This window comes from Bacillus sp. LR--39 (genome assembly GCF_053613335.1).
This window is the reverse complement of record NZ_JBSIOT010000002.1, coordinates 318,868-343,207: the sequence shown is the minus strand read 5'-3', so window position 1 is coordinate 343,207 and position 24,340 is coordinate 318,868. Positions and strand designations below refer to the sequence as shown.

The 24,340-nt window shown below is 47.6% G+C and carries 23 protein-coding genes; 6 read left to right on the top strand and 17 right to left on the bottom strand.

Annotated elements, in window-relative coordinates; genetic code table 11:
- The first annotated feature begins 20 nt into the window (after window positions 1-20).
- Window positions 21-941: an ATP-binding cassette domain-containing protein gene (locus ACWHAR_RS11440; RefSeq protein WP_032875871.1), complete on the top strand. Its 921-nt coding sequence runs from the start codon at window positions 21-23 to the stop codon at window positions 939-941.
- On the top strand, window positions 938-1,891 hold the full coding sequence (locus tag ACWHAR_RS11435) for an ABC transporter permease (RefSeq protein WP_007407660.1): 954 nt from the start codon (window positions 938-940) through the stop codon (window positions 1,889-1,891). The genes ACWHAR_RS11440 and ACWHAR_RS11435 overlap by 4 nt, the downstream gene beginning before the upstream one ends.
- On the opposite strand, the gene ACWHAR_RS11430 is transcribed toward ACWHAR_RS11435, so the two are convergent.
- The 6 genes from ACWHAR_RS11430 to ACWHAR_RS11405 form a co-directional block, all read right to left on the bottom strand.
- Window positions 1,881-2,717 carry a hypothetical protein gene (locus ACWHAR_RS11430; protein ID WP_032875868.1) on the bottom strand — a complete coding sequence of 279 codons (837 nt, stop codon included), beginning with the start codon at window positions 2,715-2,717 and terminating at the stop codon, window positions 1,881-1,883. The two genes, ACWHAR_RS11435 and ACWHAR_RS11430, sit on opposite strands and share 11 nt — an antisense overlap.
- Complete coding sequence (locus ACWHAR_RS11425) at window positions 2,708-3,505, bottom strand: hypothetical protein (RefSeq protein ID WP_032875865.1); 798 nt, start codon at window positions 3,503-3,505, stop codon at window positions 2,708-2,710. The genes ACWHAR_RS11430 and ACWHAR_RS11425 overlap by 10 nt, the downstream gene beginning before the upstream one ends.
- Window positions 3,474-4,397 carry a DUF6895 family protein gene (locus ACWHAR_RS11420; protein ID WP_032875862.1) on the bottom strand — a complete coding sequence of 308 codons (924 nt, stop codon included), beginning with the start codon at window positions 4,395-4,397 and terminating at the stop codon, window positions 3,474-3,476. Before ACWHAR_RS11420 ends, ACWHAR_RS11425 begins: the two co-directional genes overlap by 32 nt.
- A gap of 48 nt (window positions 4,398-4,445) precedes the next feature.
- The gene (locus ACWHAR_RS11415) at window positions 4,446-4,625 is read right to left on the bottom strand and encodes a hypothetical protein (protein WP_003151018.1); all 180 of its coding nucleotides are present in this window, start codon (window positions 4,623-4,625) and stop codon (window positions 4,446-4,448) included.
- Between the two features lie 152 nt (window positions 4,626-4,777).
- Window positions 4,778-5,641, bottom strand: coding sequence for a lipoate--protein ligase family protein (locus ACWHAR_RS11410; RefSeq protein WP_032875859.1), 864 nt, complete (start codon window positions 5,639-5,641; stop codon window positions 4,778-4,780).
- Between the two features lie 46 nt (window positions 5,642-5,687).
- Window positions 5,688-6,587 carry a LysR family transcriptional regulator gene (locus tag ACWHAR_RS11405; RefSeq protein ID WP_007614474.1) on the bottom strand — a complete coding sequence of 300 codons (900 nt, stop codon included), beginning with the start codon at window positions 6,585-6,587 and terminating at the stop codon, window positions 5,688-5,690.
- A gap of 115 nt (window positions 6,588-6,702) precedes the next feature.
- Here ACWHAR_RS11405 and ACWHAR_RS11400 point away from each other — a divergent pair, with 115 nt between their 5' ends.
- On the top strand, window positions 6,703-7,680 hold the full coding sequence (locus ACWHAR_RS11400) for a YeiH family protein (protein WP_045555059.1): 978 nt from the start codon (window positions 6,703-6,705) through the stop codon (window positions 7,678-7,680).
- A 38-nt stretch (window positions 7,681-7,718) separates the two neighbouring features.
- Here the strand turns inward: ACWHAR_RS11400 and pta are convergent, their stop codons facing one another.
- On the bottom strand, window positions 7,719-8,690 hold the full coding sequence (gene pta / locus ACWHAR_RS11395; protein ID WP_003151012.1) for a phosphate acetyltransferase: 972 nt from the start codon (window positions 8,688-8,690) through the stop codon (window positions 7,719-7,721).
- A 257-nt stretch (window positions 8,691-8,947) separates the two neighbouring features.
- On the opposite strand from pta, the gene hemQ reads away from it, so the two are divergent.
- Window positions 8,948-9,712 carry a hydrogen peroxide-dependent heme synthase gene (gene hemQ / locus ACWHAR_RS11390; protein ID WP_003151011.1) on the top strand — a complete coding sequence of 255 codons (765 nt, stop codon included), beginning with the start codon at window positions 8,948-8,950 and terminating at the stop codon, window positions 9,710-9,712.
- Between the two features lie 123 nt (window positions 9,713-9,835).
- The gene (locus tag ACWHAR_RS11385; RefSeq protein WP_007407669.1) at window positions 9,836-10,615 is read left to right on the top strand and encodes an SDR family oxidoreductase; all 780 of its coding nucleotides are present in this window, start codon (window positions 9,836-9,838) and stop codon (window positions 10,613-10,615) included.
- Between the two features lie 16 nt (window positions 10,616-10,631).
- On the opposite strand, the gene ACWHAR_RS11380 is transcribed toward ACWHAR_RS11385, so the two are convergent.
- The 7 genes from ACWHAR_RS11380 to ACWHAR_RS11350 form a co-directional block, all read right to left on the bottom strand.
- Window positions 10,632-11,831, bottom strand: coding sequence for a pyridoxal phosphate-dependent aminotransferase (locus ACWHAR_RS11380; RefSeq protein WP_032875852.1), 1,200 nt, complete (start codon window positions 11,829-11,831; stop codon window positions 10,632-10,634).
- A 13-nt stretch (window positions 11,832-11,844) separates the two neighbouring features.
- A complete protein-coding gene (locus tag ACWHAR_RS11375; RefSeq protein WP_007407671.1) occupies window positions 11,845-13,026 on the bottom strand; it encodes an MFS transporter in 1,182 nt (393 codons plus the stop codon).
- On the bottom strand, window positions 13,023-14,441 hold the full coding sequence (locus ACWHAR_RS11370) for an ATP-grasp domain-containing protein (protein ID WP_032875848.1): 1,419 nt from the start codon (window positions 14,439-14,441) through the stop codon (window positions 13,023-13,025). Before ACWHAR_RS11370 ends, ACWHAR_RS11375 begins: the two co-directional genes overlap by 4 nt.
- A 17-nt stretch (window positions 14,442-14,458) precedes the next feature.
- Window positions 14,459-15,220: a dihydroanticapsin 7-dehydrogenase gene (gene bacC, locus ACWHAR_RS11365; RefSeq protein ID WP_032875845.1), complete on the bottom strand. Its 762-nt coding sequence runs from the start codon at window positions 15,218-15,220 to the stop codon at window positions 14,459-14,461.
- Window positions 15,217-15,927, bottom strand: a complete 711-nt coding sequence (locus ACWHAR_RS11360; RefSeq protein WP_003151000.1) for a cupin domain-containing protein — start codon at window positions 15,925-15,927, stop codon at window positions 15,217-15,219. The genes bacC and ACWHAR_RS11360 overlap by 4 nt, the downstream gene beginning before the upstream one ends.
- Window positions 15,917-16,531 (bottom strand): bacilysin biosynthesis protein BacA, encoded by a 615-nt coding sequence (locus ACWHAR_RS11355; protein ID WP_032875842.1) that lies wholly within the window; start codon window positions 16,529-16,531, stop codon window positions 15,917-15,919. The genes ACWHAR_RS11360 and ACWHAR_RS11355 overlap by 11 nt, the downstream gene beginning before the upstream one ends.
- A 161-nt stretch (window positions 16,532-16,692) precedes the next feature.
- Window positions 16,693-17,931 carry an MFS transporter gene (locus tag ACWHAR_RS11350; RefSeq protein ID WP_032875839.1) on the bottom strand — a complete coding sequence of 413 codons (1,239 nt, stop codon included), beginning with the start codon at window positions 17,929-17,931 and terminating at the stop codon, window positions 16,693-16,695.
- A 222-nt stretch (window positions 17,932-18,153) separates the two neighbouring features.
- Between ACWHAR_RS11350 and ACWHAR_RS11345 the strand changes: the two genes are divergently transcribed.
- The gene (locus ACWHAR_RS11345) at window positions 18,154-19,356 is read left to right on the top strand and encodes a multidrug effflux MFS transporter (protein ID WP_032875836.1); all 1,203 of its coding nucleotides are present in this window, start codon (window positions 18,154-18,156) and stop codon (window positions 19,354-19,356) included.
- Window positions 19,357-19,388: 32 nt separating this feature from the next.
- Here ACWHAR_RS11345 and ACWHAR_RS11340 read toward each other — a convergent pair whose 3' ends face one another.
- The 3 genes from ACWHAR_RS11340 to pruA form a co-directional block, all read right to left on the bottom strand.
- A complete protein-coding gene (locus ACWHAR_RS11340) occupies window positions 19,389-20,807 on the bottom strand; it encodes an amino acid permease (RefSeq protein ID WP_032875833.1) in 1,419 nt (472 codons plus the stop codon).
- A gap of 24 nt (window positions 20,808-20,831) precedes the next feature.
- Window positions 20,832-22,514 (bottom strand): M20 family metallopeptidase, encoded by a 1,683-nt coding sequence (locus ACWHAR_RS11335; protein ID WP_032875829.1) that lies wholly within the window; start codon window positions 22,512-22,514, stop codon window positions 20,832-20,834.
- A gap of 71 nt (window positions 22,515-22,585) precedes the next feature.
- Window positions 22,586-24,133 (bottom strand): L-glutamate gamma-semialdehyde dehydrogenase, encoded by a 1,548-nt coding sequence (gene pruA, locus ACWHAR_RS11330; protein ID WP_032875826.1) that lies wholly within the window; start codon window positions 24,131-24,133, stop codon window positions 22,586-22,588.
- Window positions 24,134-24,340: the final 207 nt, after the last annotated feature.

Genomic DNA, 24,340 nt, shown 5'->3' with positions numbered 1-24,340 from the left:
AAGGAAGGTGTGCAAATATCATGACTGAACCAGCCCTGTTATTAAAAGATGTCTCTAAAACAATCAATCATACCCCTATTGTACAGTCAATTTCTTTCGATGTGAGAAAAGGCGAGATATTCGGCCTTTTAGGGCCGAACGGCTCAGGAAAAACCACTATTTTCAGAATGATCGTACAGCTTATTAAAAAAACAGAAGGAGCCATTTCATTCAGAGGCAGACCGGACAGCGACTTTGAATATTTTATGAGACATATCGGGGTTATCATTGAAGGCCCGGATATGTATCCGAATATGAACGCTTTGCAAAACCTAAAATATTTTACTAAACTGCGCAGCACCTCGCTGCGAACGGATGAGCTTATGAATACCCTTGCAAAAGTCGGATTGGAGCAGGCTGCCCGCAAAAAAGTGAAACATTTCTCATTAGGTATGAAACAGCGCTTGGGGCTCGCTTATTCTCTTCTTCACAATCCCGGATTATTAATTCTGGATGAACCGATGAACGGCCTCGATCCTAAAGGTATGAAAGAATTGCGCACCATTCTTTCCGATTTAGCGAAGCAAGGGGTTTCTATTTTATTATCAAGCCATTTATTGTCGGAAATGGAGGAGATTTGCGATAGGGTTGCCTATATTAAAAAGGGACGGATTTTAGGAATTGAAGACATGAAGAACAGACATGACCTTGGTCAGAAAAAGCTGTTTACCGTCACGGTCGATCATCCGGCAAGGGCGAAAGAAATATTAGAGCAGGACGGTATTCTTCAAGTACAGCAAAAAGACAGCCGCATCATTGAATTGGAAGCGGAAGAAGATACCATCCCGTATGTCATTAAATCTTTGGCAGAGAAAGAGATTCTGATTTCCCGCGTTTCTGCAAGAACTTTGTCATTGGAAGAGAAATACATGATGATTACAGATCAGGAGGACGCGGTATGAGCATATTTCATCTGGCGCAGAACGAATTCATAAAAATAACCCGAAAAAAAGGCACACTTTTATCTCTTTTTTTCCTGTTTCTCATCGTTTTGCTGGCCGGCCTTATTATGAATCATGAGTTAGATGCTTCCTCGGATAACAATTGGAAAGAACGGCTTCTCGCCGAAAAAAAACAGGAAGAAATTGATAAACCGGCTGAAACGACAGGCGTTTATTATTCTGCTGATGTTAAGAATAAAGACTATTATTTGGAGCATAACATCAACCCTTATGAATGGAACGGCTGGAGGTTTTTCGGCACGGTTACTTCAAACGGGCTTGAGATTTTCGTAAGCTTAACCGCAATTTTAACCGTCAGCGGGGTTGTTTCTAAAGAGTTTGCCCTTGGGACGATTAAGTTTATCGCTACAAGCCCGAACCGAAGATGGCGGATTTTAACATCGAAATTTCTGGCGTCTCTTCTGTTTACCGGCATGGTTTACTTATTTTACTGTGTGAGCTGTTTGCTGATCGGCGGCGTGTTATTCGGTTTTTCCAATGCTTCATATCCGCTCGTCTATACTCATTTAAATGACAGTCTGTATACCATCAGTTCAATCAAAGCATCCGGAATCATTCTGCTTTTGCGTTTCATATCAATTATAAGTATTGTCACCATTGCGTTCACTTTGTCAGTATTGTGCAAAAGCCAGGCGCTCTCCCTTTGCTTATCCATTTTACTGCTGTTTGCCGGCAGTATATTGGGCGGAACTGATTTGCTTGCCCAATTTACATGGTATAAATTTACACTCTTTCCGCATTTAAATCTCGTTGCTTATGTAAATAAAAGCGCGGGTGATGCGATTTCAACGTTAAACATCCCCTATTCCATGACGGTTATAGCGATCTACTTTCTTATTTGTTTATTGATTTCTTTTTCCGTCTTTCAAAAGAGAGACATTACAGCATAGACAGAGAGGCGGCGGCATAATGAGCGGACGGCAGGAAATATTGACGGGCCAGCAATTTGCCGCTGACCGCCCCTTGGTCCATCGCTAATGGGTTCAAATAACCGAAGCTCCCGCTGCTTCGCTGCTGAAAGCGTAGAAATTCCCGCCCTTCCCGTATAAAAAGCGCCTCATCGAATTGGAGAAATTTCATAATGGCTGTGTATTTTGCAACGGCGTCAATGTGATACTTTCTGCACTCGGCTAACATTAAACCTGAAAAAGCAAAGTCTGATGTTTTGTACCATTCCGTGAGAAAAGGCTGCAATTCTTTCATTTGCAAATAAGTGACGGCATAAAGGGCATCCGCCTGTTCTTCCTGAATGCCGCCCGGTGCCATGAGCAAATCGGCCTCACGTTTCATCCCGGTTTCTAAGAACACGATCAGTTCTTCCGGAGTCACCGCCCCAAAATAAGCCCCTAATACCATGAGGATCATAGAGGAAGGCTGTGATTTCAGTTCCTCTTGTAAACCGCGGACCATTTGTTCAAGTCCGTTATGAAAAAAGATGCTTTTTGCGGCATCTATCCTGCGGTACACATGATACGCATACGCGAACAGGACCGGATGGCATTCGTGCGTTTTTTCTCCAAAATAACGGTCTAAGAATAGAATGACTTCTTCTGTATCCTTTCTTTTTTCAAAGTGATGACATGCCGCTAAACCGCAAAACAGGTGCATGAGATCATCTGCTTCTATTTCTTCCGGCTGCAGCTGAATGTTCTTCCAAAAACCCAGCAGCCATTCTTCTGTTTTTTTTATATTAAAATGTTCCTTGACTATCCGCATGTTCCACACTCCAGATTCAGAATCTCAATCGCCGGCAGAAGAGCCGGAGCACAATGAATGGATGGACTCTCGTTATTTATATGATGAAGAGCCGCTTGACAGCCATAAAAAAATGGATCGATACACGATTGGATAAATAACATATTGCACAGCTGTTTCATTTTTCGGTTGCCGAGACAAAATACAAGCCATTTTTGAATGGAAGCCTTCAAGCCGGGATGAAGCAGATGCTCTCCCTGATCTAAATGAAGAAGACAGTACTCGACAAACTCCAGCTCGTTTTCAGCTGTTCTTTTCCATGCGTCATGGAGCAAAGGCTGAAACATCGAATTCTTGTAAAAGCGCACTTTTTCATGGTCAGTTGACAATCCCAGCTCGCTCAGCAAACCGACGAATTCGGCGTATTTAAAATAAGGCCATTCTTTTTTTATAAGATAGCCGTTTTGCAATCCGTGACGTATGACCTGATCATCCGAATCCATTCCCTGCTTCTTTTTATAAGCTTTTGCCGTTAAATAGATATGAATCAACTCATTGACAATGGCCGTGTTACAGTGAAACAGATCTTCCCAGCATGACTTATCAACGAAAGCGGAGGCAATCCTTTCAGTATGTTCTTTTACAGCGGAAGAATGGCTCGTCTTCCTGTAGTACTTGCAGAAGCCGGCAAACAGCTGAATGCTCTTTTGATCCGGAAGCGATTGTTCAGCAAAAGATAATAAAAATTGATCTGTCTCTTCAGCTAATCTATTCAAGTTAATCGTTCCTTTCTGCTCTAAGACAGGCATGCGCGGCACCCGCGGCGACAAGTGTTGTATGATAGCAATGTTTAAACACATCTTCTCTTCGCTGTTCACCTTTCAAACCGGGTTTATGTTGATAGGTGACGCTCGGGACATTCCCCTCTTTCATTCGGCCCTGATAGATTTTATTCCAGGCTGCTTCATAGAGCGGTTTATGGTTGTCCTTATCCATGTCGATATGTAAAAAAGAGCTGCACATCAATAATTCACTGGTAATATCTAAATTCTCAAGACAGATATAGATCCCGAGAAATTTCAGGACCTTTTCTTTTAAGGACGGCAGATGATACTCTTTATCCGTAAGCGAAGAACATCCCATGTCTGTTATATAAAAAATCGTATGAGTGATACTGTACGCATCATGATCCGTCATATATGTATTTGGGACATCCTGACCAGCTGCTGTGTAGTGATATAAGTCAGAAAAATCCGTTATTTCCGAGGTTACGCCTGCTCTTTGCAGACTGTACTTCAGATCCATTTTCCGAAAGGGAATTTTAGCAAGGCTGCAATCAAAACGTGCTGCCGTGAATTTTTCCAGCTCCCATATCACCAAAGCCCGTGACGGATGATCAGTCAAGGTAAGAAATTCACCCGCAATAGCCAATCCGGCGAGACCGTCCGGATCAAAATGAATAAATTCTTCAAGCTGATCATTATGGAGCCTTTCTGTAATAAACTCCGTTAAAACAGCAACTTCCTTATCATCTGCCTGATTTCTGATCAGGTAATTGGTAAGAAAAATGAGTTCTATAAATGTTTTAAGGCGCCACCTGAAATCACTCGCTACTTTATGATTCATATCAAAATAATGGATATTTTTAACAATCCATGACAGTGCTCCCCGCTTAATTTCTGTTATATACTCTTGTGTCACACTCTCACCGCCTCGTCTCAGATGTGTAGGCTCCAAACAGTGATTATCCTACTTTTGAGCGGCTAAATCAGAGAAATTTAAATTCGGGTTTTGATTGTCTTCTTGGCTCGGCACTACAAGCACCCAGCCGCTCCAAGCGAAAGAATTGCCTGATTGTTCCGCATCTCCGGCTAACAAATGTGTCGGGATCGTGATTCTTTTTTCTTCTTTTATTTTTTTAAAGTTCATATCTCCATCTCCTTCAGTTTATAGAATTATTTGGAACCTACATAAATATATTAATCAAATAAGGTATATAATGTAAACTAGTTTTGGTATAACACTCCTTTTTTACTATAACTAAATAGTATATAATTACCAAAAAGCAAAAAAGCCCGGACTCAGTCCAAGCTTTCCTCCGTGCCGAACACCTTCTCATTCCGTTCCAGCATTCGGGTCAGATTTTTTTCAAATACCATTTCCTCTTCCGGCGATAATCCGGCTGCATACAGGCGGCCGCTGAGTTCCTTCAGTTCGGTCAAAAGCGCCAGCATTAAGTCTTGCACGGTAATGTCCGTTTGCAGCAATTCGCTTAATGAAGCCATCGTTTCGGGCCGGATATCGGGATATACGCCTTTTGTATCGTTGCTTTTGTCTTTTAAAGCGGCTTGATAGAAACGTCTGATCAGATCGGCGCGTTCGCTTCCGCTTTTATCGGCGCAGAGGTAAATCTGAACCGCGGTTCCGCCCCGCAGGCGTCTTTGTGAGATTCCCGCGAATTTTCGGCCGCCGATGCTGAGATCGTAGCTGCCCGGACAGTACGATCCTTTAATTTCATATGCTTCAATTTCGGCATTGTGCGGACGCAGCATCCGCCGCACCAGCTCTGTCATCGCCTCGTAGCCTCTGTCGATGTCGATGCCTTTTTTCTCGTCTTCAAAAATAAGCGAGATATTCAATACGCCTTCGTCCAGTACGACGGCGAGGCCTCCGGAATTGCGGACAATGACACGGTAGCCTTCGTCCTCCAGCAATTTCACGCCGTCCTCTAAAAACGGCAGGCGCGTGTCCTGAATGCCGAGCACGATCGTCCGGTGGTGCACCCAGGAGCGTGCCGTCGCAGGCGATTCCCCTTTGCCTACGGAGGCGCACAGCGTATCATCCATTGCGAATGACTGCTTCGCATCAAAATAAGGGCCGAGGCTGGATTGGTCAATGATTCTCCAGCTCGGCTGCATCAGTAAATCAATCGGTTGCTTTCCCATCTATATTAAATCCCTTTCGTCATAGGCTTTCTATGCATTTATTATATCACTCCGCTTGAGATGATTGAAATTGGCTTTTCAAAAGTGCGATGAAGATTTCTTTGTTTTTTGTGTTCTCCATAATGGAAGATTGGATGATAGACAGTTTCCGTTTTAAGGAGAATCCTTTTATCTCAAGCACGGAAATGCTGCCGTGAAGCAGATCCTTTTGCACCACGCTTTTTGACAGAACGGAAAGACCCATTCCGCTGATCACGGCTTCTTTGACGCCCTGGTTGCTGCTGATCGTCATCATGGATTTCGGCCGCAGTCCGTTTGATTGAAGAACGTGGTCTAAATATTCCCTCGTTCCCGAACCCTTCTCCCTCGTCACCCACGCTTGATTTTGCAATTCGGCAGCCGGGATGTTTTTTCTGCCGGCGAGCGGGTGTCCGTTCGGTGCGGCAATGCACAATTCATCCTCCATAAACGGCTGAATGTCAAGCTCGTTTTTCCCCGTATGCCCTTCAATTAATCCGATATCGGCTTGAAGCATCCGAACCGCTTCGCTGACCTCCTCCGTGTTTCCGATCATGACGTCCAGGTTCAGCTCGGGATACTCATTATGAAGCTTTGCGAGAAGCGGCGGCAGAATATATTCGCCGATGGTAAAGCTCGCGGCTATTTTGAGCTTCCCTTTGACATAATGATGATGGGCGTAAATTTCGGATTTCGCCTGTTCGTACAAAAAGACCATCTGCTTGGCGCGCTGATAGAGAATGTCCCCCGTCGGCGTAGTCGTAAAGTGCTTCGGAGAGCGGTTCAGCAAAGCGGTTTGAAATTCTTTCTCCAGGTTTTTAATGTGGAGGCTGACGCTCGGCTGAGAAATCATCAGCTTCTGCGCCGCCTTTGTAAAGTTTTTTTCTTCCACGACGGCAATGAATGTTTTCAGTTCCCCATAATACAAAAAGCATCGCCCCTAATCATTATTTTTCCTAATCGTTTAGATCATATAAATATATTTTACTAATGATTAAGACCGCAGTAAAGTGGAGTTATCAAGATAATGGGAAGTGACTGAGATGAAGATGGTAAAAGGTATTTCAGTTACCGCAGGAATTGCGTTTGCGGCTTTCTACGTCAGCCGCCTGCCGTTTTTGCAAATGCTCGGAATGCTTGTCCTTGCAATGCTGATCGGCATGCTTTGGCGCGCCGTATTCGGACAGCGGGCGGCATTAGAGCCGGGGATCGCGTTCTCAAGCAAATACTTGCTGAAAGCAGGCATCATCCTGCTTGGCATGAGACTGAATCTGGCGGATATCTATCATGCGGGCTGGCACGTATTTGCAATTGCCGTCTGCTGTATGATGTTTGCGGGTGCCGTTGTATACGGACTGTCCCGGCTGTTCCGTATAGATCAGACACTCAGCACGCTGACAGCCTGCGGCACAGCGATCTGCGGAGCGGCTGCCATTGCCGCGATCGCGCCGCAGATCAGATCAAATGAAAACGCAGCCGCCATCAGCGCGGCCGCCGTTTCGTTATTAGGAACCATTTTTACTGTTGTATATTCTCTTGCTTATCATGGATTAGGCTTTTCTCCTGCGGCTTACGGAGCCTTTTGCGGGGCAACGCTTCACGAGGTGGCGCATGCGGCGGCGGCCGGCAGCGCCGGAGGAAAAGCAGCTGTCGAGATGGCGGTCATCGTCAAACTGACCCGGGTCGCGCTGCTCGTCCCGGCCGCATTCATGCTCGGAATGCGGGCGCGCCGCAGCGGAAAGTCAGAGACGGCTTCTGCCGCTTCGCTCCCCATCCCTTGGTTTATCTTCGGATTTCTCGGAATGAGCGCCATCCATACATCAGGCGTTATTTCAGCCTCGTTTTCCGCGTTTCTTGTTCAAGTGTCTTATGTTTTAATCGGCATGGCGATGGCGGGTCTCGGTTTGAAAGTCCATATATCGGCGTTTCGTCATAACGGCTGGCGCGCGCTCGCAGCAGGCTTGATCGGTTCTCTCTGTTTGTCCCTGTTCGGCTGGGCCGCAGTGACGTTCTTTCTATAAAAAAATGCCGGCCCTCATAAAGGCCGGCATTTTGCGGATTACAGCGCTTGAGCAGCCGTAATTAACGCAAGATTGTAGACGTCTTCCGCATTACATCCTCTGGAAAGATCGTTTACAGGCATATTCAATCCTTGCAGAATCGGTCCGACCGCTTCAAAGCCGCCTAAGCGCTGAGCGATTTTGTAGCCGATGTTTCCTGCTTCAAGGCTTGGGAATACAAATACATTCGCGTCTCCTTTAATGTCGGAGTCCGGCGCTTTTTTCTCCGCGACAGACGGCACAAATGCAGCGTCGAATTGGAATTCGCCGTCAAGCGTAAGCTCAGGCGCTTTTTCCTTCGCAATTTTCACGGCTTCAGCCACTTTGTCCGTCTCGTCTGATTTCGCTGATCCTTTTGTAGAGAAGCTGAGCATTGCAACGCGCGGGTCAATGTCAAACATTTGAGCCGTATTGGCGCTTTCAATGGCGATTTCGGCAAGGTCCTGGCTGTCAGGGGCAATGTTGATCGCGCAATCAGCGAATACATATTGCTCGTCACCGCGGGCCATGATGAAGACGCCTGATGTTTTTTTCACGCCTTCTTTTGTTTTGATGATTTGCAGTGCAGGGCGCACCGTATCAGCAGTAGAATGTGCAGCTCCGCTGACAAGTCCGTCTGCGAGACCTTTGTACACAAGCATCGTGCCGAAATAGTTTTCGTCCAGCAAAGCTTTGCGGGCCTGTTCTTCCGTCGCTTTGCCTTTGCGGCGTTCTACGAAAGCCTGAACGAGTTCTTCCATGCCTTCATATGTATGCGGGTCAAAAATGTCCACGCCGTCAAGCGTAAGATTTAATTCTTTCGCTTTTGCTTGAATGTCTTCTTTATTGCCGACTACGATCGGCTTTAATACCTTGTTGCCCGCCAAGTTGTTGACCGCAACCAGGATACGTTCGTCCAACCCTTCAGGAAATACGATTTTCACATCTTTTCCTGCGACTTTTTCTTGTACTTTTGTAAATAAATCTGCCACGATATACCCTCCTCTATGTTGACAAAAAACGCTTACTTTTACAGCATACTCTTCTTCCAGCTAAATTCAAATAACCAACTTCCATTATAGCGCTTTCAAAAAGAAATCTTATTTTTCTAACTAATTTAATTGACGGTTTGTTTCACGGCTTATTTTCTGACACAAGGCTTCGGATTATTCAAGGTTTCTCCACAGCCGAAACGGTTAAACTGTGATATAGTGAAGGCATCAATGAAAAGATATAGGAGTGAAGATACATGAGTGAGCAGCAAAAAACGAACGAAGCCGCCCAAACGCTTGACGGCTGGTACGCGCTTCACGATTTCCGCACAATGGACTGGACGTCATGGAAAATGTTATCCAGCGATGAGCGCCTGTCGATTATTCACGAATTTACGGGACTGCTTGAAAAATGGGGCGTCGCCCAAAAAGAAGGCAAAGGCTCGCAAACCATCTACAGCATCGTCGGACAGAAAGCTGATTTCATGCTGATGATTCTTCGCCCGACAATGGAAGAGCTGAACGAAATCGAGCTTGAATTTAACAAATCAAAGCTTGCTGAATTTACAATCCCGGCTTATTCTTACGTGTCCGTGGTTGAGCTGAGCAACTACCTCGCAAGCGGAGAAGGCGATCCGTATGAAAATCCGCATGTCCGCGCCCGCCTGTATCCTGAGCTGCCTGAAGCGAAATACGTCTGCTTCTATCCGATGGATAAAAGAAGAAGCGGCAATGACAACTGGTACATGCTTTCTATGGATGAACGCAGAAACCTGATGAGAAGCCACGGCTTGATCGGACGGAGCTATGCCGGCAAAGTCAAACAGATTATCACGGGATCTGTCGGTTTTGACGATTACGAATGGGGCGTCACGCTCTTCAGCGATGATGTGCTTCAGTTCAAAAAACTTGTTTACGAAATGCGCTTTGATGAAGTCAGCGCGCGCTACGGCGAATTCGGTTCATTTTTTGTCGGAAACCGCTTGTCCCTCGACACGCTTCCGAAGTTTTTGCACGTGTAACACCCACCCACCCGCCTGTCCGGCGGGTTTTTTCTTTGTCAGAATTTAAATAAAATTTGCTATTTTTATCATTTTTTTTTACGATGTAAAGGAGATTCCATTTTGGTAAAGGGGTGCAGACAGTTGTCAAAAAGAACCGCGTTTATTATGGGAGCCAGTCAGGGGATCGGCAAAGCGATCGCTCTGAAACTGGCGGACAATGGCTTTCATACCGTCATTAATTCACGAGTTCCCGAAAATATCGAATCGGTAAAAGAAGAGATCCTCGCCAAACATCCGGATGCGGGCGTCACCGTTCTGGCCGGGGATATGTCGGACCAGAAGACAAGAGCCGGCATTTTTGAAGAGATCAGATCACAATGCGGACGGCTTGATGTATTGATCAACAACATTCCGGGCGGCTCGCCGGATACCTTTGAAAACTGTGATATAGAGGATATGACAAATACCTTTACGAATAAAACGATCGCCTATATCGACTCTATGAAAACGGCCGCAGCAATCATGAAACAGCACGAATTCGGCAGAATCATTAATATCGTCGGAAACCTATGGAAAGAACCCGGCGCCAATATGTTTACCAACAGCATGATGAACGCCGCTTTAATTAATGCCAGCAAAAACATCGCCATTCAGCTTGCGCCTTTTCACATTACTGTCAACTGTCTGAATCCCGGGTTTATCGCCACAGACCGTTATCACCAATTCGTGAAGAATGTCATGAAGCAAAACGGCATTTCTAAAGCGGAAGCGGAAGAACGGATTGCATCAGGCGTCCCGATGAAGCGTGTCGGAACTGCGGAAGAAACCGCGGCGCTGGCTGCCTTTCTTGCCTCTGAAGAAGCCTCCTATATTACCGGACAGCAAGTGTCAGCCGACGGCGGCAGCATGAAAAGCATATAATAAAAACATCCCGCTCTCAGCGGGATGTTTCTTGTAATGAAGGAAAGGACAAACCGAGCTTTTGAATCCGCACCACAAATTCCCTCAAATCGCCCTGCTTGGCCACCATTGATATTCTGACATAACGCTTTCCGCCGCTGCCGAAAATCTCGCCGGGCGTCACGACAACATGGGCATGCTCCAGCAGATAGTCCGAAAACTGGTGTGAAGACTCGAATTCATTCGGAATTTCAGCCCATACATAAAAAGTCCCTTTCGGTTTTTCAATGCTCCAGCCTAATTCCTTTTCACATAACGCCGTGAAAAAGTCAATCCGTTCTTTATATGTGCGCTTCAGACGCTCGGTATGCTCAGGATTTCCTGACAGCGCCGCCGCTGCCGCCTGCTGAAGACCGCCGAACATGCCGACGAAGACGTGATCCTGAAACTCATTGACCGCCTGAATGATTTTTTCATTTCCCACGGCAAATGCCATTCTCCAGCCTGCCATATTGAAGGTTTTCGAAAATGAATAAAGCTCCGCGCCGACCGTTTTCGCTTCTTTTGCCTGAAGAAAGCTGGCCGGGTTCTGATCAAATTCGAACGCGCCGTATGCAAAATCGTGAATAAGGTGGATGTCATGTTTTTTTGCAAACGCTGCCGCTTTTTCATAAAACGCCTGATCTGCAGTCGCGCCCGTCGGGTTATTCGGGTAATTCAAAAACATCAGCTTGGCTTTTTTCAGGACGGCGGGATCAATCCGCTCAAAATCCGGCAAATAGCCGTTTTCCGGATGAAGCGGCATCTCATGCAGCTCCGCTCTGGCCATTGTAATGCCCGATAAATACTCAGGGTAGCCGGGGTTCGGGACTAAGGCGATATCGCCGGGGTTCAGCAGGCATTGCGTCAAAACGTACAAACCAGCTTTCCCTCCGCCGAACAGCGCGACTTCTGTCTCCGGATTGACCGATACCCCGTACTCTCTCTCATAAAATTCCGCGATGGCTTCTTTCAGAAACGGATAGCCTCTGAACGGGCCGTATCCGTGATACGAAGGATTCAGCGCAGCCTCCCGCAATGTTTCAACGATATGCGGCGGTGTGGGGAGATCGGGATTCCCCTGCCCGAGGTTAATGATCTGAGCTCCCGTTTTCTCCATCTCTTTTACCTTTTGAAAAACGAGCGAAAATTCCTGTTTCGGAAGTGTCTTAATGACGTCGGACGGTATGATTTCCATCTGAAAAGGCTCCTTATAAATGAATTTGCTCTGATTCGTTATTCCGTTCTGAAAAGGATTTATTGACCAGTTTTGTATGCAGAAACAGCCCGCTGACCAAAAGGACGATAAACGCCATGATGACTGCCGCGTCTACAATGTTGATCAGCATGGAACCGACGGCGATGCACAATCCGATGGACGCCTCCGCCACCGAAAAGATCCGGCCCTGAATCTGGTTCGCCGCGTTCTCCTGAACTTTGACCTTTGCCAGCACTTCACCGTATTCCATTGCGATAAAGAAAAGAATGGCGGCAATGACTGACACGGCGAAAATCGGGGTAAACAAAAACAGCGCAAGCGAGACGATCGATAACACTGTAAAATACATCAGCCCTTTATTGTTGTTAAAGCCCCATTTGCTGACAAGAGCGGCGCCGATAAAGCCGCCGAAGCCGATACAGAACGTCAGGATGAAATTGCCGATTTCCCCGTCGCCTAAAAAGCGGCTGACAATCGGGAAATAGCTGTAGACGACACCCCACAAAAGCGCCATCGTAATCATCGTGAACATGGCGTTTAACACAAAAGCATTTGTTTTGATTTCCTTCAGGCCTTCTTTAAACGACTGAAAAGCTTCTCTCACGTTTTCTGACTGAATCGGCACGTATTGAAGCTTAATGCGGCTGATGAAAAACGCGGAGACAAGATAGGTCACCCCGTTAAACGCGACGGCAAGCTCCACAGAACCGCCCAACAGAAAAAGTCCGCCGGCTGCAGCGCCGACAATAATCGAAATCGTCGTGGCTTTTGCAAACAAAGTGTTGATATTTTTAATATCCGCTTCTAAAGACGACATGACCGCGAGACGTGCCGGGTTAAAAAACACGCCGCTTCCGTAAGAAACAAACAGCAGCGCCAGAAAAAGCAGCGGATATTCGCCTTTCGGGAGAAATGTCAGCCCCAAAAAGATGACACCTCTGATCACATCCGTCCACAGCATGATTTTCACCCTGTCGAGCCGGTCCACGAGCACGCCTAAAAACGGCTGAAACACCATCGGAATACTGCGGACCGCGATGACGCCGGACGTCACCCAGTAGTCGTGATAGTATGTAGACAAAATGAGCAGAGCCGGGAGAACGCAATAGTCTCCCATAAACGAAAGCGCCTGCCCGAAAAGCAAATACTTAGAGTTCGGTTTCAGCTGTTTCATACCGGTAACGCATACTTTGCAGTCAGCTTCGCCTGCTGCTGAATTTGTTTGATTGATTCGGCCACGTCACCCGAATTGCTTCCTTTCAGCTCAAACGCCGCAATGCTGTTGAACGCTTCGAACAGCAGCAGATCGACGGATGTACCCGCTTCGGCCGCTGAGAAAGAAACGATTTCGGTGTCTCCCTTTAAGACGCCGTCGGGAATGTCAATGCTTTCAATGACGAAATCGACAGCCGTCTCAGGCAGCTGGCCGTTCTCTTTGAAATGCTGAGGATACAAGTGGCAGTCGGCGACATAGCATGGCTCCTGCTCCAATAATCCTTTCGGCAGATCGGCTTCTTTTCCGAAACAGAGAACATCCAATAACAGCTGCGCCATATCGACGCCGAAGACCTTTTTAATATTCGGAATCATGTTCCAGCCCGCAAATCGTGCCGCTGATTCAATCAGTCCGGCTTCCCGGTTTTTCATTAATTTTATTTCTGTATGTGTTGCGCAGTTTTCGAGGCCGAGTCCTTCATTCGCCTTTTTGGCTGCTTCGACGATTTTCCGCTTCGCGTCATCATCCAAGATGGACGGCGTAATATGCGATGTCTCCGTGAATCCGATTTGCGGTGTTTTATCATGAATCGCGACGGGGAAGTATTCCCCGTCGGCCATGATGCCTTCTATGCTGATATAGTCGGAATAACCGCTTGTTTCGTACCAGTCGTCATACTCGCCCTGTAAAAATTCTTCCGCGATAAACGGCGCTTCAAACGTGACCGCTTTCGGTACGTTAATCGACTTCAGATATTCATTGACTCTGTTAAACTCGGCTTCGGCCGTTTCCATCTCTTTGATAAGCGTCACGCCGATGGAGCTCGCCAGATATGTAGGCTTCAGAATGAGCGGCGTTCCGATTTCCTGAAGCGCGGCGCGGAAATCTTCCAGCGTCGTCACCCGTTTGTTTTTGATGGACTTGACGCCGGCCCGGTTGAAGGCGGCTCTCATTTTGTTTTTATCTCTGGCATTTTCAGCGGCCTGTACGCCCGCTCCCCGCAGGCCGAGACGTTCACACGCTTTTGCCATCGGAGCGATAAACAGTTCATTGTTGGTCGTAATGGCGTCAACCGCGAACATGCCGGCCACCTTGACGATTTCTTCGACGACTTCTTCCTCAGGTTTGTCATGATCTTCATGAGCCCAGTAAATCGAATCGGGATGCTCAAAATCAGCCAGACTCTTAAAATAGTCTTTATCTTTAATGACCGCGACCGAGTATTTTTCAATCAAAGCTGCATGAGAGGCTGTAATTGCAAAAGGTCTCGGAATAAAGCTGACGAGGTTGTATTTTTCGGCTGCGCTTTTGTAAAACATATGCGGCGGGCATCCCCCAAGGTCAGCGATAACCAATACTGTTTTTCTCTCCATATGTAAACACTCCTTCTCTATTGTGCGGTGTATCCACCGTCTGCGGTGATCGCGCTTCCGGTCATATAGCTTGATAAATCCGACGCGAGAAACAGCATGACGTTCGCTATTTCTTCAGGCTTGCCGAGTCTCAGCAGCGGATTGACTTTCGCTTTTTCTTTTTTGATTTCTTCAAGCGTGCCTTCGTTGTTTTCAAGGAACGACTTTTCATTCAAAGGTGTGTCAATGATTCCCGGGCACACGCAATTGACACGTATGTTGTGTTTGGCGTAATCGACGGCCATCGAACGCGTCAGCTGCAATACGCCGCCTTTAGAGGCGTTATATGCGGGAATGTCGGGCCATGCAACGACTCCTCCGACGGAGCACGTGTTAATGATATTGCCCTTGCCGCTTTTGAGCATATACTTGAGCGCGTGCTTGCTCATAAGAAACATGCCCGTCAGATTGACGTTGAGCACCTTGTTCCAATCGCTCAGCTCCATCTCATGAATCGGGGCGACAATTTCGATGCCGGCGTTATTGATTAACACGTCCAATCCGCCGAACTTGTCCGCCGCTGACCGGATGGCGTTTTGACATGCCGGTTCATCTGTAATATCCGTCCGGACAAAATACAGCCTGTCATTGTTTTCTTTCCGGATCATCGCTTCTCCCTGCGCCTCATCAATATCCGCGACGACCACATTCGCCTGCTGATTCAGAAACGCCTGAACCGCGGCATAACCGATGCCTGATGCGCCCCCTGTGATGAGGACGGTTTTATCCGTCAGGTTCATGACTCTTTCGCCTCTAATTTTTTCGCTTTTGCTCTGTTATAGCGCGGAGGGAAAAAGATATTGACTGATTTTGAATCTTTTTCAAATCTGTTGATGGCGCCGTGATCTTCTCTCGGATCGCAGAAATAAGCTGTGCCGAATGTCATATCCACTTTGCAGCCTTCAATGGTCATATCATAGCCGCCGCCGATGCAGATGCCGATCTGTTCATTGCGGTGTTTATGGAACGGCATTTCTCCCCCGTTGCCCGGAATGTTGGCAAGCATGATTTCCACCCAGTCTTCCACGAAGAACGTGACTTCCATCCCAGGCAATAAGTCTCTCGTTTTAAAAATATTCAAAAAATAGTCCTCGGGGCTTGTGTAGGTTTCACCGGCTTTCAGGCGTTTGATATCAATGGCGATCACTTCTTGATCCGTCTCATTTCTTGCGCCGTGAGGCACGTTAGGAGGCGCGATATAGGCTGATTCCAGCGCTGTCATCTTTCTTGTGACATCTCCGACAGTCATGGACAGCTCGCCGGAAACGACAAGGCCGATTTGGACTTCCTTATGCTGATGCGGTTCCACGTTTGTATGCGGCGGAACGTAAGAAAGCAGAACTTCCGTATCTCCTCTGACGGACGAATATTGTCTTACTCCGTTATCCCATTCTATTAATTTAGGCGTCGGGAAATAAAGTTCCTGCAAATCTTGTTCAGTTTTCATCATGAATCTCTCCTTTTCCGAATAATGACCAGCTCATGGGAATGCTTTTAAATGTTTTGACAAAGTGAAGGCCGTACTTTTGTCTGGCCAGCTCATTTGTCAGCGCGATGTCGGACAAACCGTCCTTCACTCTTTTCGCGGCTGCGCTCGTCGAGTTCACCAGATCAAACGTGACATCTTTACGGGTAAAATACTTAATCAAATTGATAGGAGACGGGTGGGATACGATGACAGCCTGTTCAAGCATGTCATCTGTATATTCAAAACCGGGCCGGACAGCCAGGCCGTACATCGGGGTGTCGCACCTGAAAATTTGCAGAAGCTGCAGATCCGGTCTCATGTAGAAGTGCTTAATGCCGTCATACGCGTGAGGCACAATTGTGTATTCCAGCGGACTTTGAAGCGTTTTTTCAATGCACGATTCAAATGTATCATGCAGTGATAATTTGCTGTTCACCCCTTGGAGAAGGGTAAAATTGGTGATGAAGTTTTTTGCTGCGTACTCACTGCTTGTCCCTTCAGGACCGAGCGTGTTGATCGTAATCAGTTTAGATATTGAATAAGCCTTGCTTTTTGTTTGAATGCTATTATCCAATATAATCATGAGCACCAACCAATCTGTTAAATTTTAAGTAAATATTATCCATAGATGTTCAAGCTGTCAATATTATTTGAAAATATTGATAATTATTCCTATATATTAGAAAACACCTTAAGATATAAGGTGTTAAAAATTAACATTTATAAAATTATAGAAACTTTATTTTACCGATACAATGATTGGTCGGCCTGATGCTCATATTTCCCATACCTTCTGTATGCGAAAACACTGAGGACAAAGCCGATGAGGGTGACGGCCGCACAGATAAATCCGACAGCTGCATATCCGTATCCGACATAGACCGGACCCATGACAGCAGAACCCAAGGTGACGGCCAAATTAGACGCCAGGCTGTAAAATGCCATGATTTTGCCCCGGCGGCTCTGTGAGCAATCACTTAAAATGGTGCTGAGCAAGGTCACCGTCAGGCTTTGCATCAATCCCCAGACGAATAACCCGATGACCAAAAACGGCATTGATGACGGCGCATAGGCGAGACAAGAAAGCCATATGCTGATCACGGCCAATGCCGCGATCAAAGCGCGCATTTTCCCCGCCTTATCTGCGATTTTTCCGGTGAACACGCTCATGGAAAAACCGATTCCGTACACCATGATCAGCAGCCCTGAAGCTGTATTCCCCCCCGGCAGCACGCGGTGAAGATAGGTGCCGAGAAAGGAATACATGCCGTAAAAACCGATCATGTTGCAAAAAGTGATCGTGAGGTATACAGGGACACGGGGCACCTTCAGCGCATCCCGGAAAGTGCCTGCCTGCCGTCCGTTTTCCTCTTCTGTTTTATCCCCATCCGCCGTGCTGCGGCGCGCCTCAATGAAAATGAGCGAAGCAACGAGGACAGACATGAGGGCGAAAATCCAAAACGTCCACCGCCAATTCAAAACGCCGCCGATAAAAGAGCCGATCGGAACGCCGAAAATCAAAGCGAGCGACCAGCTTGACACGATCAGACCCATCACCTTGCCGCGGTACGCATAAGGCACACGGTCGCCGACCACCGCATAAGCTGTCGGCACAAACGCACCCGCCGCAAGCCCGGAAAGCGCCCTGCCCAGAAAGAAGAAAAAGAGATTGTGCGCCAGCGCGCAGATCACCGTGCCGGCCGTAAATATAAGCAGCCCCGTCATCAGGCTGAGCTCCCGGGAATATTTATCTCCCAGCGGAACGAGAAGCGGCGCCCCGATAAAAATCATCACTCCGTAAATACTGATGGAAAGCGCCAGCACACTGACATCCGAGCTGAAAGCCCGCGCTAAATCCGGAAGCAGCGGAGAAATCACCAGCTCTTCAGAACCGGCGGCAAATACGCCTAATGTCAAAGCAAGCGCGAGACAGATCGGAAATCGGCGTTTCGTTTCGATGTGATCGGTTTGTTTGCTGTTCATGCTCTTTGAACACCTCTTCCGTAAAACTTTTCTACCTTTTGTTTCTTTATAGTTTAGCATCCTTATATTTCATTTTACATTTCACATGAAAACTAATTCTAATTTTTTATTTACATTCAGATTTTAAATAAAATATTTAGTTTGTATTCAATAAATGATATAAAATACACCGTCCGGTTATGCTATAGTGATAGAATCATTTGTTAAGGTGGGGGTCATGGAATGAATAACGCTGATTCAAAGGCCGCCCGCGCAGGCCTCGGCATGGTACTGATTCTCGGGACGCTCGCTTCATTCGGGCCGCTTTCGCTCGATATGTATCTGCCCGCTTTGCCTGAAGTGGCGGCCGATCTTCATACGACAGCGTCACTTGCGCAGCTGAGCCTGACGTTTTGTCTTTTGGGGCTGGCGGTCGGGCAGATCGTTGTCGGGCCGCTCAGTGATATGATCGGGCGCCGGAAGCCGCTCATTCTGTCATTGCTGCTTTATACGCTGTCTTCTTTATTATGCGCCTTCAGCCCTTCTGTTTCGTTTTTAATTGTCATGAGGTTTATTCAAGGATTCACCGGGGCGGCCGGAATCGTCATCGCACGGGCTTCCGCGCGCGATATGTATTCCGGAAAAGAATTAACGGCTTTTTTCTCATTACTGATGCTCGTCAATGGGGCGGCGCCGATTTTAGCGCCGATTACAGGGGGATTTATCCTTCAGTTTGCCGGCTGGAAAATCGTATTTGTCGTGCTGGCGGTGATCGGCTGTATCATTTCCGCCGCCGTGCTTACGGCGTTGCCTGAATCACTCCCGCCGGAAAAGCGGACAAGCGGCGGACTCCGGGAGACGCTGATGACATTTCGCGGCCTGCTTGGCGACCGGATGTTTATGGGATTTGCGCTCAGCCAGGCATTTGTGATGACCGGCATGTTCGCATATATTGCCGGGTCGCCGTTTGTACTGCAAAACATCTACGGCGTATCAGCGCAAATGTTCAGCCTGCTGTTCGCCGTAAACGGTGCGGGAATCATATGCGCCACCCAAATCACCGGACGGATGGCTAAAACACATGATGAACGGAAGCTGTTTGTCTCCGGGCTGTTGATCGCCGTCATCGGAAGCATCACTTTGCTTTTATCACTTGCGTTTGGTTTAGGCCTGACGGCGGTCTGCATTTCTTTATTCATCATTGTTTCTTCTGTCGGGATCGTCACGACGACGGGATTTTCTTTAGCTATGCAAAAACAGGAGAAAGGCGCGGGAAGCGCTGCGGCTCTTCTCGGACTCCTGCCCTTTATCGGCGGTGCGGCTGCCGCTCCCCTTGTCGGTATTGCCGGAGAAGAAAATGCCTGGCCGATGGCCGTCAGCATTTTCGGTTTTGAGTTCTGTGCCGTTCTATCCTATGTGCTGTCGGCAAAACGAAAAACAAAGTAAAGCCCGCCGCTTTAAGCGAAGGGCTTTTTTTCTTATCCGGCAGCGCCTTTTTTCGAAGAAGCCGGCTCACGCTTCAGGCGTTTTTTGATACCGAAGTGATAATACGCGTAACAAATGATCATCAGCGGGACGCCGCAGTACAGACCGATACGCTGGTCGGGGATAAAGATGAGACTGATCAAGATAAGACCGTAAACCGAAAATCCGAGAATCGGCACGATCGGATAAAGAGGCGTTTTAAATGCCAGGTCTTTCAGATTTCCTCCTTCAGCGAGAAAGCGCCTCCGGAAAACGAATTGTGAAGCGCAGATTGACATCCACGCGACGACGGTAATCATACCGGAGATGGAAATGAGCCACACATACACCGTTTCAGCCGCGAATACACTTGTCAGCAGGGATAAACCGGAGATGGCGATGGTGATGGAAAGAGCTTTCAGAGGCACGCCTTTTTTCGTCAGTTTCGTTAAGGAAGCGGGGCCCATCTTAGTTTTTGATAGGGACCACATCATTCTGGACGAAGCGTACAGCCCGGAATTCGCCACCGACAGCATGGCGGTCAGAATGACAAAGTTCATGATATCAGCCGCATAGGGAACGCCGATTTTATCCAGCACAGCCACAAACGGGCTTTCGATGACGCCTGCGGTTTGGTACGGCAAAATGGACACGAGAACAAACATCGCCAGCACGAAGAAAAACAGCGTCCGCCATATGACGTTTCGGATTGAGCGGGGAAGCGTCTTTTCCGGATTTTCGCTTTCTCCCGAGGCGATTCCGACCAGCTCGGTGCCCTGGAATGAAAAATTCACCATGACAAGGGTAAACAGCACGGCTTGGGCGCCGTTCGGGAAAAGCCCTTTGTCCGTCGTAAAGTTTGACAGATACGGAGCCGTCTGCCCGCCGTTAAAACCGACAAAGCCGAATACCGCAGCGCAGCCGAGAATAATAAACAATACAATGGCCATGACCTTAATGCTGGAAAACCAAAATTCCATTTCCGCAAAACTCCGCGCAGACAGCGCGTTAATGGAAAAAATGACGACGCCGAATACAAGGCACCACACCCAAATCGGAACGGCCGGAAACCACCGCTGCATTAAAATCCCCGCCGACGTCAGTTCAAGCCCCACTGTATTGGCCCAGCTGAATGCGTACATCCATCCGATCGTAAACCCCGTCGACGGCCCGAGAAACTTTGCGGCATACGCCTGAAATGATCCTGCGACCGGCATGGCGACCGCGAGCTCCCCCAAACAAAGCATCACCAGATACATTAAAACTCCGCCGATCACATAAGCCAATATCGCGCCGATCGGTCCTGCTTCACTGATCGTAAAACCGGAGCCCAGAAAAAGCCCCGTCCCGATCACGCCGCCGAGGGCGATCATAAACAAATGCCGGCCCTTCATCGTGCGCTGCAATTCAGTTTGATTGGTATCTCCCTGCATATACATCCCCCTTATTCCGTTATGTCAGCCATTTGTGCGTATGTCTAATCGGCAGCTGTGCAAAAGGTGCATTGTCGTCTGCTGAATGAGTTCCGGCAGCACATGGAATGTGTACGGCTTGTACACGCGTTCCGTCCATTTATGGCCGTCCTTTCCGTATACCCCTATATTGACCGACGGAATATTCAATTCCCTTATTTCTTTAAAAGGAATCGTCCCGATGACATCCCAGCCCGGAAAATTATCGGTAAAGGCGGAGACCTCCTCGTCTGTTTCATGCAGCGATAAAAAGCTTCCGTCCGCTAAATAAGGGAAAAACTTTTTAAAGACGAATGTTTCTCCGGTTGATGCCGCTGTTTTATCGACCGCTTCTTGAATGACATGCTGCAAAAGCCGGTCCCGTGTGCTCTCTTCTTTCAGATAATTGTGCGGAAGGTAAGGCGGCGCATAGAAAATAATGACCTTGGCTCCCTGCTCAGGATCGAGTTTTTGCAGTTCCTCGACGGCTTTAAAGCATCTCATCCGCAGTTCAAGATGTTCATATGTTTTAAATGTCTGCTCGATACACTGTGCAGGGTCTATCCCGCGGTTTCTCAGCCTTTTCAGGTAATCTTCCAGACTGTACACTTGAACGTTCCATGACATCTCTTTTTTCGGCAGGCTCGTTCTCTCGCAGTATTCGTCATAATAATCAGATAATTTTCGCTCTGTCTCTCTGCAAGCTTCGTCAGCCACGGCAGTCAGCTGATCCATGACTTCTTTGGCGGTTTTCTCGTAAATAAAATAATTAAAATAGACATAGCTGCTGACGGCGGTCTGCACGTTATACGCTTCCTTATTGTCACGCTGGTACAGGCAGGTCGGCGGAAGCACAAGCTCCCCTTCAATGTTTTCCGCCATATGAATATTGTTGTGAATTCTTCTGGTGATTTCTGATGCGATCAAATTCGGGTCGATGCCGGACAGCGTATCACCGACATGCACCTCCCGCCCGTAAATCGCAAAGCAAGGCAAAAGCTTCCCTGCCGCGCCCGTGTAGATGTACCTTGTCGTGTCACCCTCATACAGCGGCGTGATAAAATCGTTATTAATCGCTGCTAAATAACGAAGCTGCTTTTCTTGTTTCAGACGTTTTAATTCAGAAATGCTGGTTAAAATGCCGGAATGCTGGCTTTCTTCATCCGGGTTTGCCATGAACAGAATATGGCCCGGCAGCTGATCGCGCCGTTCAGAAAAGTGAAGCAGATTGGCGAGATGAACGGCAATACCGCTCTGCATATCAACCGAACCCCTTCCGAACATCCACTCGCCTGAGCGGGCGTCCCGCTGCACATCCCGATCAAATTCATAGTTTGAGAAATACTCCGCGAGACGGTCGGAATCAAAAGCGATATCTTTTAAAGGGCCGAAATCCTCGATGCCGACCGTATCAAGATGAGCGTGATAAATGACCGTATTCAGGCTTTCGCCGTTTCCCTCAATAAATGCGAAAATATTTTTGCGGCCGTAAGGGTCCTCAGGAATCGCCTGCTCCCACACATGTGACGGATTCTCCTGAAAGTAGGGAAAGCTCTTGATCATATCTTTGATATAGTCGGCTTTTTTTCCTTCTCCCAATGTGCCGTTGATGCTGTTTAACGCCACCAGTGATTTCGTAATGGCTTCTATTTTCTCCTCCGGAAGCATTTTGCTGAGCTGCTGATACATGTTCCATCCTCCTTACCCTCATATAGAGAAAATAGCGCGACTCTCTTTTTCATCGCGCTATTTCCGAAAGATTAATAGGCTTCAGACGTTGTTTTTGCCTGCATATGAAGAATCAGATAGTCAGGTCCTCCGGCTTTTGAATCGGTTCCTGACATATTGAAACCGCCGAACGGCTGGTATCCGACAATCGCTCCCGTACATCCGCGGTTGAAGTATAGATTCCCGACGTGAAAATCTTCGCGGGCGCGTTCAATGTGCGCGCGGGTTTTCGATAACAGAGCGCCCGTCAGTCCGTAATCGGTATTATTGGCAATCTCAAGCATATGGTCGAAATCACGGGCTTTTGAGATCGCGACGACCGGCCCGAAAATTTCCTCCTGCATCAGGCGGGCGTTTTCATCAACATCCGCAAAAATGGTCGGCTGAATAAAGTATCCTTTTGAATCATCACCTTCGCCTCCCGTCAGGAGTTTTCCTTCTGTTTTGCCGATTTCGATATAACTCATGACTTTATTATAAGATGCTTCGTGGATGACTGGCCCCATGTATGTATCAAAATCTTCCGGACTTCCGACGGTGAGTGATTTTGTTAAAGCGACGGCTTTTTCAACAACTTCATCATAGACGTCCTGATGAATGACCGCACGGGAACCGGCTGAACATTTTTGGCCTGAGAATCCGAAGGCGGAATACACGATTGAGGAAGCGGCAAGATCAAGATCAGCATCTCTGTCTACAAGCACCGTATCTTTCCCTCCCATTTCGGCAATGACCCGTTTCAGCCACTTTTGGCCCGGCTGTACTTTGGCGGCGCGTTCATAGATGCGGCATCCGACTGCGCGGGAGCCTGTAAACGACACAAATCTCGTCTTCGGATGCTCAACCAGATAGTCGCCGATTTCTCCTCCGTCGCCCGGTATGAATTGGAGCACACCGTCCGGCAGGCCCGCTTCTTTCATCACTTCAACGAATTTCGCCGCCACGACAGGCGCCGCATCCGCCGGTTTCAGCAGTATCGTGTTGCCTGTTACGATGGCTGCCGCCGCCGTTCCCGCCATGATCGCAAGCGGGAAGTTGAATGGAGAAATGACGATTCCCACCCCAAGCGGCTCATAGTGATACTGATTATATTCTCCGTCACGGCTCTTTACAGGGGAACCGTCTTTCAGTTTCAGCATCTGACGGGCATAATACTCTAAAAAGTCGATCGCTTCCGCCGTATCAGCATCCGCTTCCTTCCACGGTTTTCCCGCTTCTTTCACTAGATACGCGGAGAATTCGTGCTTTCTTCTGCGGATGATCGCCGCCGCTTTAAACAGCACATTCGCGCGGTGTTCCGGCCGTACTTTTTTCCATGTTTGAAATGCCTGCAGCGCAGCCTGCATGGCCTTTTCCGCAAGTTCTTTTCCGGCGGCTGATACAGAACCGATCACTTCTTTTTTATCTGCCGGATTGACGGAAACGATCTTTTTATCCGTTTCAATCGCTTCACCGTTGATGATAAGCGGATAATGCTTGCCGAGCTGTGAATTCACATAAGCCAGCGCTTCCTGAAACGATTGTTTATTTGTCTCTTCCTGAAAATTTGTAAATGGTTCGTGTGCGTATGAAACTGTCATTAGAATTCCTCCCCGTATTTTGTAATGTGTGCTCACGCTTTATGAAGATGCAAGAAGCATACCAGCATAGCAATTTGTGATAAAAATAAGAAAATCTTTGCCGAAAGCGGACGAAGCTTGTCCGAATCTGTCAGCTGCAATCTGAAAATGCAAAGAAATTTTGCGATCTGCTATATAACTGATGCAAAATCTCTTTGCGGATAACAC

Bases quoted from the DNA above. Each gene is read 5' to 3' on its own strand.
- ACWHAR_RS11440 (WP_032875871.1), top strand. From the start codon at position 21: ATGACTGAACCAGCCCTGTTATTAAAAGATGTCTCTAAAACAATCAAT.
- ACWHAR_RS11435 (WP_007407660.1), top strand. From the start codon at position 938: ATGAGCATATTTCATCTGGCGCAGAACGAATTCATAAAAATAACCCGA.
- ACWHAR_RS11430 (WP_032875868.1), bottom strand. From the start codon at position 2,717: ATGCGGATAGTCAAGGAACATTTTAATATAAAAAAAACAGAAGAATGG.
- ACWHAR_RS11425 (WP_032875865.1), bottom strand. From the start codon at position 3,505: ATGCCTGTCTTAGAGCAGAAAGGAACGATTAACTTGAATAGATTAGCT.
- ACWHAR_RS11415 (WP_003151018.1), bottom strand. From the start codon at position 4,625: ATGAACTTTAAAAAAATAAAAGAAGAAAAAAGAATCACGATCCCGACA.
- ACWHAR_RS11410 (WP_032875859.1), bottom strand. From the start codon at position 5,641: ATGGGAAAGCAACCGATTGATTTACTGATGCAGCCGAGCTGGAGAATC.
- ACWHAR_RS11400 (WP_045555059.1), top strand. From the start codon at position 6,703: ATGAAGATGGTAAAAGGTATTTCAGTTACCGCAGGAATTGCGTTTGCG.
- hemQ (WP_003151011.1), top strand. From the start codon at position 8,948: ATGAGTGAGCAGCAAAAAACGAACGAAGCCGCCCAAACGCTTGACGGC.
- ACWHAR_RS11380 (WP_032875852.1), bottom strand. From the start codon at position 11,831: ATGGAAATCATACCGTCCGACGTCATTAAGACACTTCCGAAACAGGAA.
- ACWHAR_RS11375 (WP_007407671.1), bottom strand. From the start codon at position 13,026: ATGAAACAGCTGAAACCGAACTCTAAGTATTTGCTTTTCGGGCAGGCG.
- ACWHAR_RS11370 (WP_032875848.1), bottom strand. From the start codon at position 14,441: ATGGAGAGAAAAACAGTATTGGTTATCGCTGACCTTGGGGGATGCCCG.
- bacC (WP_032875845.1), bottom strand. From the start codon at position 15,220: ATGAACCTGACGGATAAAACCGTCCTCATCACAGGGGGCGCATCAGGC.
- ACWHAR_RS11360 (WP_003151000.1), bottom strand. From the start codon at position 15,927: ATGAAAACTGAACAAGATTTGCAGGAACTTTATTTCCCGACGCCTAAA.
- ACWHAR_RS11355 (WP_032875842.1), bottom strand. From the start codon at position 16,531: ATGATTATATTGGATAATAGCATTCAAACAAAAAGCAAGGCTTATTCA.
- ACWHAR_RS11350 (WP_032875839.1), bottom strand. From the start codon at position 17,931: ATGAACAGCAAACAAACCGATCACATCGAAACGAAACGCCGATTTCCG.
- ACWHAR_RS11345 (WP_032875836.1), top strand. From the start codon at position 18,154: ATGAATAACGCTGATTCAAAGGCCGCCCGCGCAGGCCTCGGCATGGTA.
- ACWHAR_RS11340 (WP_032875833.1), bottom strand. From the start codon at position 20,807: ATGCAGGGAGATACCAATCAAACTGAATTGCAGCGCACGATGAAGGGC.
- ACWHAR_RS11335 (WP_032875829.1), bottom strand. From the start codon at position 22,514: ATGTATCAGCAGCTCAGCAAAATGCTTCCGGAGGAGAAAATAGAAGCC.
- pruA (WP_032875826.1), bottom strand. From the start codon at position 24,133: ATGACAGTTTCATACGCACACGAACCATTTACAAATTTTCAGGAAGAG.